Annotated in this window: 15 protein-coding genes; 1 reads left to right on the forward strand and 14 read right to left on the reverse strand. The window is 48.0% G+C overall.

Annotation, left to right across the window (positions count from 1 at the left end; genetic code table 11):
- Window positions 1–31: 31 nt before the first annotated feature.
- From rpoS to ftsB, 9 genes are all read right to left on the reverse strand, one after another.
- Window positions 32–1,000, reverse strand: a complete 969-nt coding sequence (rpoS, locus tag ACN0UN_RS01475) for an RNA polymerase sigma factor RpoS (protein ID WP_417658400.1) — start codon at window positions 998–1,000, stop codon at window positions 32–34.
- Window positions 997–1,710 (reverse strand): peptidoglycan DD-metalloendopeptidase family protein, encoded by a 714-nt coding sequence (locus ACN0UN_RS01480; protein WP_417658401.1) that lies wholly within the window; start codon window positions 1,708–1,710, stop codon window positions 997–999. The genes rpoS and ACN0UN_RS01480 overlap by 4 nt, the downstream gene beginning before the upstream one ends.
- 124 nt (window positions 1,711–1,834) lie before the next feature.
- Window positions 1,835–2,413, reverse strand: coding sequence for a YqaA family protein (locus ACN0UN_RS01485; protein WP_417658402.1), 579 nt, complete (start codon window positions 2,411–2,413; stop codon window positions 1,835–1,837).
- The gene (locus ACN0UN_RS01490; protein ID WP_417658403.1) at window positions 2,410–3,045 is read right to left on the reverse strand and encodes a protein-L-isoaspartate(D-aspartate) O-methyltransferase; all 636 of its coding nucleotides are present in this window, start codon (window positions 3,043–3,045) and stop codon (window positions 2,410–2,412) included. Before ACN0UN_RS01490 ends, ACN0UN_RS01485 begins: the two co-directional genes overlap by 4 nt.
- Complete coding sequence (gene surE / locus ACN0UN_RS01495; RefSeq protein ID WP_417658404.1) at window positions 3,042–3,797, reverse strand: 5'/3'-nucleotidase SurE; 756 nt, start codon at window positions 3,795–3,797, stop codon at window positions 3,042–3,044. Before surE ends, ACN0UN_RS01490 begins: the two co-directional genes overlap by 4 nt.
- Window positions 3,772–4,824, reverse strand: coding sequence for a tRNA pseudouridine(13) synthase TruD (gene truD / locus ACN0UN_RS01500; protein WP_417658405.1), 1,053 nt, complete (start codon window positions 4,822–4,824; stop codon window positions 3,772–3,774). The genes surE and truD overlap by 26 nt, the downstream gene beginning before the upstream one ends.
- Window positions 4,817–5,302 (reverse strand): 2-C-methyl-D-erythritol 2,4-cyclodiphosphate synthase, encoded by a 486-nt coding sequence (gene ispF / locus ACN0UN_RS01505; protein WP_417658406.1) that lies wholly within the window; start codon window positions 5,300–5,302, stop codon window positions 4,817–4,819. The genes truD and ispF overlap by 8 nt, the downstream gene beginning before the upstream one ends.
- A complete protein-coding gene (gene ispD / locus ACN0UN_RS01510; RefSeq protein ID WP_417658407.1) occupies window positions 5,293–6,021 on the reverse strand; it encodes a 2-C-methyl-D-erythritol 4-phosphate cytidylyltransferase in 729 nt (242 codons plus the stop codon). The genes ispF and ispD overlap by 10 nt, the downstream gene beginning before the upstream one ends.
- Before the next feature lie 8 nt (window positions 6,022–6,029).
- Window positions 6,030–6,317, reverse strand: a complete 288-nt coding sequence (gene ftsB / locus ACN0UN_RS01515; RefSeq protein ID WP_417658408.1) for a cell division protein FtsB — start codon at window positions 6,315–6,317, stop codon at window positions 6,030–6,032.
- A gap of 108 nt (window positions 6,318–6,425) precedes the next feature.
- On the opposite strand from ftsB, the gene ACN0UN_RS01520 reads away from it, so the two are divergent.
- Window positions 6,426–7,148: a sulfite exporter TauE/SafE family protein gene (locus ACN0UN_RS01520; protein WP_417658409.1), complete on the forward strand. Its 723-nt coding sequence runs from the start codon at window positions 6,426–6,428 to the stop codon at window positions 7,146–7,148.
- A gap of 12 nt (window positions 7,149–7,160) precedes the next feature.
- Here ACN0UN_RS01520 and ACN0UN_RS01525 read toward each other — a convergent pair whose 3' ends face one another.
- The 5 genes from ACN0UN_RS01525 to ACN0UN_RS01545 form a co-directional block, all read right to left on the reverse strand.
- Window positions 7,161–7,787: a hypothetical protein gene (locus ACN0UN_RS01525; RefSeq protein ID WP_417658410.1), complete on the reverse strand. Its 627-nt coding sequence runs from the start codon at window positions 7,785–7,787 to the stop codon at window positions 7,161–7,163.
- A gap of 18 nt (window positions 7,788–7,805) precedes the next feature.
- Window positions 7,806–9,104: a phosphopyruvate hydratase gene (gene eno, locus ACN0UN_RS01530; protein ID WP_417658411.1), complete on the reverse strand. Its 1,299-nt coding sequence runs from the start codon at window positions 9,102–9,104 to the stop codon at window positions 7,806–7,808.
- Window positions 9,105–9,138: 34 nt separating this feature from the next.
- A complete protein-coding gene (locus ACN0UN_RS01535; protein WP_417658412.1) occupies window positions 9,139–10,776 on the reverse strand; it encodes a CTP synthase in 1,638 nt (545 codons plus the stop codon).
- Window positions 10,777–10,887: 111 nt separating this feature from the next.
- Window positions 10,888–11,694, reverse strand: a complete 807-nt coding sequence (mazG, locus tag ACN0UN_RS01540) for a nucleoside triphosphate pyrophosphohydrolase (RefSeq protein WP_417658413.1) — start codon at window positions 11,692–11,694, stop codon at window positions 10,888–10,890.
- A partial coding sequence (locus ACN0UN_RS01545; RefSeq protein WP_417658414.1) for a RelA/SpoT family protein occupies window positions 11,691–13,047 on the reverse strand: 1,357 nt, incomplete at its 5' end. The genes mazG and ACN0UN_RS01545, both read right to left, overlap by 4 nt.

Here is a 13,047-nt window from a genome sequence, read left to right on the forward strand (position 1 = left end):
GCATTCGTAAAGTAAATTTAAATTGGTTTGACTAATCGCGGTGAAATAAGGCGTCTAGACTTAAACCTTGCTGACGCAACATATCTCGTAACCGGCGTAAGGCTTCTACCTGAATCTGTCTGACGCGCTCACGGGTCAAACCAATTTCGCGGCCAACATCTTCTAAAGTGGCAGGTTCATAGCCGAGCAAACCAAACCGACGCGCCAGTACTTCGCGTTGTTTTTCATTTAAGTTTTCCAACCAAACCATAATGTGATCACGCACGTCTTCTTCCTGCATGTCACCTTCAGGCCCGTAGTCATTGTCGTCCGTAAGCATATCGACTAACGATTTGTCGTTGTCGTTACCACCCATTGGCGTATCAACGGAAGTCACACGCTCATTTAAGCGCAACATACGGGTCACATCAGCCACTGAAACATCAAGCTTTTCAGCGATGTCTTCAGCTGTGGGTTCATGGTCGAGTTTATGAGCCAGTTCACGTGCCGCGCGCAAGTAACTGTTGAGTTCTTTGACGACGTGTATGGGCAAGCGAATGGTGCGGGTCTGATTCATAATGGCCCGCTCTATGGTCTGACGAATCCACCACGTTGCATAAGTTGAAAAACGAAAGCCTCGCTCAGGATCAAACTTCTCTACCGCGCGAATGAGCCCTAAATTGCCTTCTTCAACTAAATCTAATAGTGCCAGGCCTCGATTGGTGTAACGTCTCGCAATTTTAACCACAAGGCGTAAGTTACTCTCAATCATTCGCGCACGCGCTTTTCCATCACCCTTTAATGCCAGGCGAGAAAAGTGTACTTCTTCCTCTGCTGTAAGTAGCGGCGAGTAGCCAATCTCGCTCAGATAGAGCTGAGTTGCATCCATTTTCTTTTGATAGTGAACCCGATTCGCCAAAATTTCTTCGAATGCTTCATCACTATCTTCTGGTGCTGATTGTTCCATTGACAGCATTTCTTGCTCATCAATATCGTCAATCTCATCTTGATCTCGACTCATTGCGTTCCTCGGGGCAAATAATGCTTTGGATTAACTGATTTACCGCGAAATCTTACTTGAAAGTGCAATTTCACGCGTTCTGCATCAGTGTCGCCCATTGTTGCTATTTCATCGCCTTTGCTTACCCACTGCTGTTCGTTAACCAGCAATTTCTCATTATGCGCGTACGCCGTAATATAGTCATCGTTATGTTTCAAAATAATTAATTGACCATAACCTTTCAATGCATTACCCGCATAAACCACTTTCCCTGCCGCTGCAGCAACCACAGAGTCACCTTTTTTCCCCGCAATATCAAGCCCTTTGCTACCAGCCTCTGCCGTAGAGAATTCACGTATTATTCGCCCCGATGAAGGCCATTGCCACTGAATATCCTTACTGGCTGGCAGTGGCGGCTCATTCCGGTTAATAACGCTCGGTTGTGTCGTTGGCTTGGTTTTAACCGTAGCGCGCTTCTGTTGCTTTACTGTTACATCTTTGCTTACATTTTGTGAACTATGTGATTCACGATACTCTTTCTTAGCAGGTGATGCAACGGTTTCTACTGAGGATTTTGACACGCCTGACAATCGAATTTCTTGACCAGGAACAATAGTGTATGGGGGTACAAGACCGTTCCACTTAGCGACTGTGCGAATGTCCTCATTGGCCCTGAAAGCAATGGAATAGAGCGTATCGCCCGGCTCTACCGTATAACGTTCAGCTGCCAAGCTCGCCCGCTCAAAATCATGGATACTTTTGCCTTTATACAAACGTGTAACGGGTGCTGGCTCTGTGCGTTGTGCACAACCAGATAGGCCCGCACAACAAAGTGTGGCAACTAGAAAAAGGGAACTAGCGCGTCCACACATAAACTATGATGATCAAAACAACCATCCCCCAACCGATACGATCGATATACGTTCTCAGATGTACCGCCATTTTAGGACCACCGGTTTTTAGCAACCATGCCACCAGAAAAAAACGTAACCCGCGACTTATTACCGAGCCGAGTACAAAAGGAATAAAAGCTACGCCGAGCATACCGCCGCTCACCGTGAATAACTTGTATGGCAGCGGCGAGAACCCCGCAATAAAAATTATCCAAAACCCATAACTGTGAAACCAGCTTGTGACGCGAATTAACTTGTCTTGATATCCAGCCCACTCCACCAATGGCAACACCACCGGATCAAATAAGAAGTAACCTAACCAATAACCAGCAATACCGCCTAACACTGAAGCTAATGTGGTGATCAGCGCAAACCGCCAAGCTTTCTCAGGTTGCGTCATCGCCATTGGCGCTAACATAACATCAGGTGGGATGGGAAAGACAACCGACTCAGAAAAACTCAAACCAGCTAAAATGGCAGGAGCACGGCGATGTTGCGACCAGCTTAGAACTTTGTCGTACAACCAGCCAAAAACTTTCATATTGGCGCTCCAGGCACCAGCGGCACAAATTTCACTTCACCCAACTCCTTTTGTTCAAACTCATCACCGAAACGGCGCACCACAATCAAGCGTTGTTTGGTGGTTCCAACTGGAATCACCATAACACCACCATCGGTAAGTTGTTCCATAAGCGCCATCGGCATATCACTGGCGGCGGCCGTGACAATGATTCCATCAAATGGCCCTTTTGATTTCCAACCTTGCCAGCCATCACCATGACGCATTGATACGTTGTGCAAGTCCAGTTTTTTCAAACGTCGTTTGGCTTGATATTGCAGTTCAGCAATGCGTTCAACCGAATACACATGGTCAACTAACTGTGCCAAAATTGCGGTCTGATAGCCACTGCCTGTACCTATTTCTAACACTTTTTTGCAGTGGTGTTGCATTAATAATTGCGTCATCGAAGCAACCATTAATGGTTGTGAGATAGTTTGGCCCTGACCAATCGGTAATGCGGTATTCTCGTAGGCCTTATGAGCCAATGACTCTGGCATAAATAAATGCCTTGGCGTCGAACGAATAATCTCAAGTACTGCACTGTTGGAAATACCTTCGGCACGTAGTTTATCGGCAAGCTTACGTGCCATCCCCTGAAAATTCTGGATCATGTTGTTGTTTTCGTTAACCAGTTAGACAAAGTATCTTGATGACTGCGCGCCGTCATGTCCAAGCTTAATGGCGTAATTGACACATACCCTTCGCGCACCGCATGAAAATCCGTTCCTTCTGCATCGTCCTGATGCCCGCCAATAGGGCCGTACCAAAAAATGTCACGGCCAAACGGGTCTTTACTTTGCACCATGGTGTCGGCGCGATGACGACGCCCCAGACGAGTCACTTTGTAGCCCTTGAGCTCATCAAATGGCACCGCGGGTACATTAATATTCAGAATGGTATCTAATCGTAGCGGCTGATCAGCCATTCGATTTACGATATTAGCGACCACAATTGCCGCTGTATCATAATAACTATCGCTACGTGACCCCATCGAAACGGCTATTGATGGCAGCCCCATAAAGCGGCCTTCCATTGCTGCTGCAACAGTACCTGAGTACAGCACGTCGTCACCCATGTTCGGGCCGTCGTTAATACCTGACACGACCAAGTCAACATCATCAGCCAACGGCGAGTTGGTGCCTAAATGCACGCAGTCAGTTGGCGTGCCATTCAACGAATAAAAACCATTCGGTAAACGTTGCATGCGCAATGGATTATGCAGTGTCAACGAGTTACTTGCACCGCTGCAGTTGCGATCAGGGGCAATAACACGCACTTGCGCGATATCCTTCAAACGCTCGTAAAGTGCCTCAATGCCGGGGGCATGCACACCATCGTCATTGCTGACTAATAACTTCATCATGAGTTTCATTACCTTGTATTAATTCACGCAGCACACTTGTCGCATAGCTACCACGTGGAAGTGCAAATTCAATTTGCGCGCAGTCGTCACTTAACCAGCTCATCTTCGGCTGTTCCAAATGCAACAAAATTGCACGGCGAGACGCATCAACGCGTTGCTTCAATAAGCCCGCCATCAATTCTGGTTCAGTATTACAAATATCTTGCTCAAATTGTCCAATCGCAGCATGAGTTGACCAACGTCCGCTGCCAGGCATTGGCGCCGTTAACATGATATCACCACTGTTAAAGCGTTGAAGCAATGTTTCATCTAGCGTTTCAACGACAAAGAATGATTGACTGCCACGCAGCATCATTGCGTCGCCAACTTCTGGGGTCATCCGGTTTGCAGCAATACGGGCACTGACAATTTGGTTAAACAACAATGAGCGTGCGGCGGAAAGATATAGGCCGCTTTGGTGGCGACTTGGTCGACGTTTTAATTCACCTGCAAACCAGCGTTTAGCTTGTTCTATATTTTGTCCACCACGGCCAAAACGTTGCGCGCCAAAGTAATTCGGCACACCCAAACGAACAATTTCATGCCAACGTGCTTCGAATGATGCTTGGCTATCAATATCTCTAATACGCAGAACAAACTTGTTTGCACGGTGGGTACCGGTTTTTAATTTGCGCGGTTGCAGCGCTGCATGCAGCACAGAAAACTCAGAGTGCTCAAGCTGCTGCCAGTCCAATAGGTCTTGCCCAGGTAACTGCACCGAAAACCACTGAAAAGTTACTGCATGCCGGTCTTTCAACCCAGAGTAACTAACATCGCGCTCTTTAACCCCTGCAAAATTAGCTAGCTGGCTTGCAACAAAGGCTGTATTTGCGCCTTTCTTTTCCACCCATAACCACTGGTGTTCGCCCTTTTGGTCATCCGGCTCGCTACTTGGAAGGTCCAGCAATTCCGTGACTTCGAAGTCTTCCGGCGATGCTTTAAATTGCCCTTGGCATGTGGGCTGGCCATGTAAATAAGCATCAATCACGTGCAGGCACCGGCATAACGAGAACCACCGCGTGGCATGCAATGCCCTCTTTACGCCCAACAAATCCAAGTTTTTCTGTCGTTGTTGCTTTCACATTAATACTTCCTATTTCTGCAACCAACAATTGTGCAATGCGTGCACGCATTGCTGGAATATGATCAGCGAGCTTAGGCGCCTGAGCAACCACCGTAATATCGAGGTTTCCCAGCACAAATCCTTGCTCCTGCACCAGTCTATAAACATGTTGTAATAACTGACCGCTATCAGCACCCGCGTATTGCGCATCAGTATCTGGAAAATGTTGACCAATGTCGCCCAATGCCACAGCACCCAGCAATGCATCTGCCACAGCATGCAAGATAACGTCGCCATCTGAATGCGCAACCAAGCCTTGTGTATAAGGTACGTGGATGCCCCCCAGCGTAAGCGGGCCCTCACCACCGAATTTATGTACATCGTAGCCATGCCCTATACGCATGTTGGCTCCTTAAATAACGTGGTTAAATACAAAGTGGCAAGCTGCTCATCGCCTGGCTGAGTAATTTTGATATTGGTTTGGCGTCCAGGCACCAACAGCGGATGGCCGCCAAGCAGCTCAATGGCTGATGCTTCATCGGTTATCGAAGGGTTATCGGCGCCTAGCTGCTCTAATGCCTGACACAGCTGTTCAGCGTTAAACACCTGAGGTGTTAACGCACGCCACAAATTATCGCGCGCCACGCTGGTCGCAATGCGCTTCGCCGCTTCGGAATCGTCACTGCACGCACGTTTTACAGTGTCGGCCAAGGGGAGCGCCAAGATAGCGCCATCGGCATTCGATAACCCTGCACTGATTACCGCGCTCAGCTCGTCTGCCTGCAAACAAGGGCGCGCTGCATCGTGCACCACAACGGTCGTGAAGCCATCCACTTGCGCTTGCTTTACACCAGCTAAAACCGATGCCGCACGACTGCTTCCGCCTTGCACAAAGTGAATGTCGCAATGGCTTTTGAGGTTAAGCGAAGTCACCCGTTGGTCATCCGCAGCAATCGCGATATAGACCGCCTGAACCCGGGTATCGGATGTCACTGCTGCCACACTGTGCTCAAGCACTGTTTGTCCAGCTAATTGAAGGTATTGTTTGGGTTCAGACAGCCCCATACGGCTACCCACTCCTGCAGCAGGGATAACTGCAGCAACACCAGCTACATTTTGCATAGGCTCTATTAGTTAGCTTGTTGTTTTATTGGAACTAAGCGAAAAAATGTTTCATTTCGCTTAATCAAACCTAATTCGTTCCGCGCACGCTCTTCAAGCGCGATTTGACCATCGCGTAAATCAGCAATATCCGCAACAAGAACTTGATTTCGTTGTTTAAGGCGAGTGTTGGTTTCAGCTTGGCGTTGAACGTCGGACTGCAGGTGCCAATAATCCGGCAGGCTATTTTTCCCCATCCATAGACGATATTGCAGTGCGATTAACGCAATGATAAATACCAATTTTAGTAATCGCATAGCTGTCCCCACATGCTGTTGTTCGTTATTATAAATAATTGCTGCGGTTCTGCTAGTATATCGACCTTTGCCGCAAAGCCCAACGATAAATCAACGTCGCGAGTTACAATGGACTATTTCTTAATTATCTCAATTATTTTCATTGGCGCTTGCCTGCAAGGAATTACGGGTTTTGGCTCAGGGCTCATTGCCGTCCCCTTATTAACGCTGCTGCTACCGCTTAGCGTTATTACACCAACGCTTTCAGTGGTGAATTTTGTAATGGCCACTTATCTTGCCTGGATGCTGCGCCACTCTCTGCATATCAAACATTGGCAACCTTTACTGATAAGCGGTGTGCTTGGCACCCTGTGTGGCAATTACCTATTAGCCTATTTACGTCTCGACTGGCTGCAAATGGGTATGGCAGTTATGGTCATAGCGGTGGCATTACTGTTTTGGTTCGGCATTCAGTTACGCCACAAAAGCACCCCGAAGTTACAGTCCGTTACAGGTCTTTTGGCAGGGTTCAGTAACGGGGCGCTCACCTTGGGTGGGCCGCCTGTTGTTTTGTTTTTAACTGGAAATGGTCTTGACCGGATAACCTTTCGCGCCACATTAACGCTTTTTTTCTGGGTGCTGGCACTAACCAATATCGTGTCGTTTAGTGTACAACAGCGGTATCAGCTTGAGCACGTGCCTATTCTTATATGTTTGTTGATTGGTGCAATTACCGGGGCGTGGCTTGGGCATCGCATCAGCGATCGTTTGTCAGAACAGCTGTTTCGCAAATTAAGTTTATTGCTTGTGATTATTGCTGGCGGCGTTGCTTTTTTTAGTGCGCTACGTTAACCAACGTAGCGATTAGAAGTCGACTGTTGTAGCCAGTAACACTTCGCGTAACGTCAGGGTACGCGGGTCAATACGCCCTTTATGGCTCCATTGATGGCCACAAAATGCCGGTGCTAAATTGGTTGCATCAGGCCGTAATAACCAAAGTTTATCACTGCCTGCCTCCAGGCATTTGCCTTCGAAATTAAACCAACCGTGCATGTTGCAGTGCACACGTTGTTGCGCCTTATCAATGCGATCAATTGAATCAAGCCGCACTTGCTGAATAGCTGACTGTAAATCGAAAATTGGAACGGTATCGCCTAAACGCGCCGAACGCGACAGCCAGCGGTGTAACTTAGTTGCCTGAGTAGAACTAACCGTTAGGTGTTTCTTTTGCGGGGTTTGCCAACTGGCATTCTGCACATCAAGTGTATACGGGGCATCACTTTCAAGCATGCCACGCGCAGCATTTTGCACGTAGTATGGAACGCTTTTTAAGCGACGTTGTAATAACGAAATTGAAATCTGTTCCTGCTGGGCAAGTTGTTTTAATTCGCGTTCATAAAGCGCTGTGCACAGTTCCGCGAAGGCACCAGAACCCACACCAACCGTTGTGATCGGTGTGAGTTGCTGGAAAATATCACCCTGCTGAGTCACTGCAGTGACCTTTTGCTGTTAGCTCTGCTTCGCATTCACTTCAGCACGACCTCGATATGGCGCTTTGCCATTCAGTTCGGCTTCAATGCGCAGCAACTGGTTATATTTCGCCACCCGATCAGAGCGGCATAACGAGCCCGTTTTGATCTGCCCCGCCGAAGTACCTACAGCTAAATCGGCAATTGTCGCATCTTCAGTTTCACCTGAACGGTGCGAAATAACAGCGGTGAAACCAGCTTCGTTCGCCATGCGAATCGCTGCCAAAGTTTCTGACAAGCTGCCAATCTGATTAAACTTAATCAGAATTGAGTTGCCAATTCCTTCGTCAATACCGCGTTTCAAGATTTTAGTGTTGGTGACAAACAAATCGTCACCGACCAGTTGTACCCGATCACCAAGACGATCGGTCAAAACTTTCCAACCAGCCCAATCACTTTCATCAAGACCATCTTCAATAGAAATAATCGGATATCGTTGGCACAAACCATCGAGGTATTCTGCGAAACCCGCAGCGTCAAAAGACTTTCCTTCGCCAGCTAAATGGTACATACCGTCGCGATAGAATTCAGATGCAGCACAATCAAGCGCCAAGGTAACATCGTGCTCCATGCGGTAACCGGCTTTATCAACGGCCTCAACAATCACGGCCAACGCTTCTTCATTGCTGGCTAAATTTGGTGCGAATCCACCTTCATCACCAACTGCTGTGCTTAAACCACGTGCTTGAAGAACTTTCTTGAGCGCATGAAATATTTCTGCGCCCATACGTAAGCCTTCACGGAAGCTACTTGCACCAACAGGTTGAATCATGAACTCTTGAATGTCGACGTTATTATCTGCGTGCTCGCCACCATTAAGAATGTTCATCATCGGCAACGGCATGCTGAACTGTCCTGGCGTGCCATTAATTTCGGCAATATGCGCATACAACGGCATACCTTTGCTGCTTGCCGCTGCCTTGGCTGCCGCCAAAGAAACGGCCAAGATTGCATTGGCGCCGAGTTTTTCTTTATTTTCAGTACCGTCAAGCTCAAGCATGATTTTATCAACTTGGGCTTGGTCGGTCGCATCAACACCATTTAATGCCGGTGCAATCAAATTATGAATATTTGCGACAGCTTTCTCGACGCCTTTACCGAGATAACGGCTGGCATCACCATCACGCAATTCTAACGCTTCACGCGAACCGGTCGATGCACCGCTTGGCGCTGCTGCACGGCCCCAATGGCCGTTTTCCAAATGCACATCGGCCTCAACTGTCGGGTTTCCGCGTGAGTCCATAATTTCTCGAGCTACAATTTTACTGATTGCTGCCATGAGTTTAAAATACTCCTGTTAAAACACGCGGCACTTAGGCGCGACGCTTCTTCTGATAAATACCTGCAGCTTCAATAAAGCCGCGGAACAATGGATGCCCATCACGAGGTGTGGACGTGAATTCCGGGTGGAATTGCGCCGCAACAAACCAAGGATGTTTTGGAATTTCGATAATTTCGACTAAACGATTATCGTGTGACCAGCCAGATATCTTCAAGCCAGCCTGCTCCAGTTGCTCAACATAATTACCATTCACTTCATAGCGGTGACGGTGACGCTCTTCAATCACATCTTTGCCATAAAGCTCGTGTGCTTTTGTGCCTTTGACAAGGTTACATGGCTGAGCGCCTAAACGCATTGTGCCGCCAAGGTCTGAACTGCCATCGCGTAATTCTTTCTGGCCTTTGGCATCCATCCATTCAGTGATCAAACCAACCACAGGATGCTCGGCGTTCACGTCAAATTCAGTACTATTTGCCGTGGTTAAGCCTGCAACATTGCGTGCATATTCAATCAACGCAATTTGCATGCCTAAACAAATACCCAAATACGGGATATCATTTTCACGGGCATATTGTGCCGCCATGATTTTGCCCTGAATGCCACGTTCGCCGAAGCCGCCAGGTACAATGATAGCGTCAACGTCAGCTAGCTTTGCAACGCCTTTTGTTTCCACATCTTGGGCGTCAATATAGCGAATATTAACGGTTAAGCGGTTTTTCAAACCGGCGTGAGCCAGCGCTTCGTTAACCGACTTATACGCATCAGGTAATTCAATGTATTTACCGACAAAGCCAATGGTTACTTCACCGCTTGGATTAGATTCCTGGTAAAGAACTTGTTCCCACTCAGCTAAATCAGCTTGCGGACGGTCCATACGGAAACGATGTACAACCAGCTCATCAAGCCCCTGCGATTTCAAAATCGCCGGAATCTTGTAAATGCTATCAACGTCTTTTAAGCCAATAACGGCTTTCTCTTCAACGTTGGTAAACAACGCAATTTTGGAGCGCTCGTTGGCCGGTAAAGCGCGGTCTGAACGGCACACCAGCACATCAGGTTGAATCCCAATAGAGCGCAGTTCTTTCACTGAGTGCTGCGTAGGCTTGGTTTTAACTTCGCCTGCAGCACCCAGGAACGGCACTAACGTTAAGTGCATAAACAAGGTACGGTCGCGCCCTACCTCAGTCGCCAGCTGGCGAATTGCTTCTAAGAATGGCTGTGACTCAATATCACCCACAGTGCCGCCAATCTCAATGATTGCGATATCATACCCATCGCTACCATCAATAATACGACGTTTAATTTCGTTGGTGATGTGTGGAATAACCTGAATGGTTGCGCCTAAAAACTCACCACGACGTTCGCGACGAATAATATCTTCGTAGACACGGCCTGCAGTAAAGTTATTTTTCTTGGTCATACGCGTGCGAATAAAGCGCTCGTAATGACCTAAGTCCAGATCGGTTTCAGCTCCATCTTCAGTCACGAAAACTTCACCGTGCTGAGTTGGACTCATGGTACCTGGATCGACGTTAATATAAGGGTCGAGTTTTAGAATCGTGACCTTAAGGCCACGAGCTTCAAGAATTGCCGCCAGTGAAGCTGCAGCAATGCCTTTGCCCAGCGAAGATACAACACCGCCGGTGACGAAAATATAATTAGTTGTCATGCGAAACCTAAGTCGTCAGGTTAAAAGGGAATTGCTTCAAGACGGGGAAATAGTATACCCGAAGCCGCCCAATCCGACAATTTAAAATCGCAGTAATCTGAATCGATTGAATCACGAAGACTCAGACTTCACTGCCTGCCAATGTGCTTCAAGCTCTTCTAAACTCAAGTCTTCCGGCCGCTGCTTGCTTATATTGAGGCGCTTTTCTATGGCTTGAAAGCGTTGCTTAAACTTCAGATTAGTGCGCCGCAACGCATGTTCCGGGTTCACGTGTGCATGTCGCGCAAGATTGACGACGGCAAATAGCACATCGCCAATTTCTGCTTCAAGCGCCTGCTGATCACGTTCTTTGCGCGCAAGTTCGGCTTCTACTTCTGCAATTTCTTCGCGTATTTTGGCCAAAACCGGTGAAATTGTATCCCAATCAAAACCAACATTAGCAGCGCGTTTTTGCAGCTTCAACGCCATTAAAATACTCGGTAAATTATCCGGAATACCGTGAAAAACACTATCCTCGCCGCCTTTATTAGCACGTTCCTCGGCTTTAATTTGTTCCCACTGCGCTTTTATCTCTTCATCCGTTTGCGTGGTACTGTCGCCAAAAACGTGCGGATGCCTTCTGATAAGCTTATCCGCGGTCTGTTGCGCCACGTCATCGAAGCTAAACTGATCGGACTCTTCACTTAACTGGGCATAAAACACCACTTGAAACAATAAGTCGCCAAGTTCATCTTTAATCTCTGCCAAGTCGCCTTCAGTAATCGCCGCCGCAACCTCGTACGCTTCTTCAATGGTATAGGGAATCAGGCTGGTCATGGTTTGCTTCAGATCCCACGGGCATCCGCCATTTGGATCACGAAGTCGGCGCATGACTTCAAGCAGTGCTGCCACACCAGAAAAATTATTTGTCGTTGTCATTGTGTTGTTCGTACCACGTTATGAATGCCTTTGATTTGAGTAAGCCGATTCAGCAGGCGTTGTAAATTTTCAGTATCAGCAATAATCAAGCCGACAGCCACGCGAGCTTGCCGTGTGGCTGCGTCTGAATGTGAGTCGAGCTGCGCAACATTGGCTTTTTCGTTCGCCAGCACACTGGTGATATCGTGTAAAAGCCCGTTACGATCATCCGCTTCAATCCGCAAGTTCACTCGGTAATTGCCCCGTTTCGTTTGGCTCCAACTTACCGCAAGGGCTCGTTCAGGGTGTTGCTCCAACAAGTGCGTCAGTTGCTCGCAATCGCTGCGGTGCACCGATCCCCCCCGCCCTTGGGTAACAAAACCTAAAATCGAATCGCCAGGTACAGGCTGGCAGCATTTAGCGAACTGCACCAATAAGTTACCAATACCTTCAACGGTTACGTCACTTTGCTTGCCAGCTTTTGTCGCGGCCTGTTTTGGTTTGCGCGCCGTGATACGCTCGATGCGCTCCGCCACGTTATCATCCGCTGGCCTCAACTGATTAACCACTTGATGCAGACGCACGTCACCTGCACCGATAGCAGCCAGCAAGTCATCCAAATGCACCATGTTAAACCGTTCCAGCACGCTTTCGGCTTGGCTTAATGGCACATTTAACTTACTCAATTCGGCCTCAAGCATGTCTTTGCCAGCTTTGAGATTTTTATCACGGTCGAGCTTTTTAAAATAGGTGACCACTTTGCTGCGGGCGCGTGATGTTTGCAAATAACCATTGGCTGGGTTCAGCCAATCACGCCTTGGTTGCGCGCTCTTCTGCGTTAAAATCTCGACCCGTTCGCCGTTTTTTAAATGGTACGTGAAAGGTACAATATGCCCGTCAACCTTCGCGCCAACGCAACGATGACCAACTTGCGAGTGAATGTAATAGGCGAAATCCAGTGGCGTCGCGCCATTGGGCAAATCGATTACTTCGCCTTTAGGGGTAAATACATACACCCTGTCTTCAAATACCTGCGAGCGAATTTCGTCAACAAGGCCATCGTTGCCAGCCATATCATCATGCCAAGCCAACAATTTGCGCAACCATGCAATTTTCTCTTCAAAACCAGAGCCTTTGCCAGCCGCGCCGCCTTCTTTGTACATCCAATGTGCCGCAACACCTAGCTCAGCATCATCGTGCATCGCCTGTGTGCGAATTTGAATTTCAACGTACTTGTCGTCGGGCCCAAGCACCACGGAGTGAATCGACTGATAGCCATTGGCTTTTGGCGTTGCAATGTAGTCGTCAAACTCTGATGCAATATGACGCCACATGCTATGCACCACACCCAGCGCACCGTAGCAGTCTTTCAAT

Origin of the sequence: Pseudidiomarina sp. (genome assembly GCF_048267825.1) — a bacterium.
Taxonomy (GTDB): Bacteria; Pseudomonadota; Gammaproteobacteria; order Enterobacterales; family Alteromonadaceae; genus Pseudidiomarina.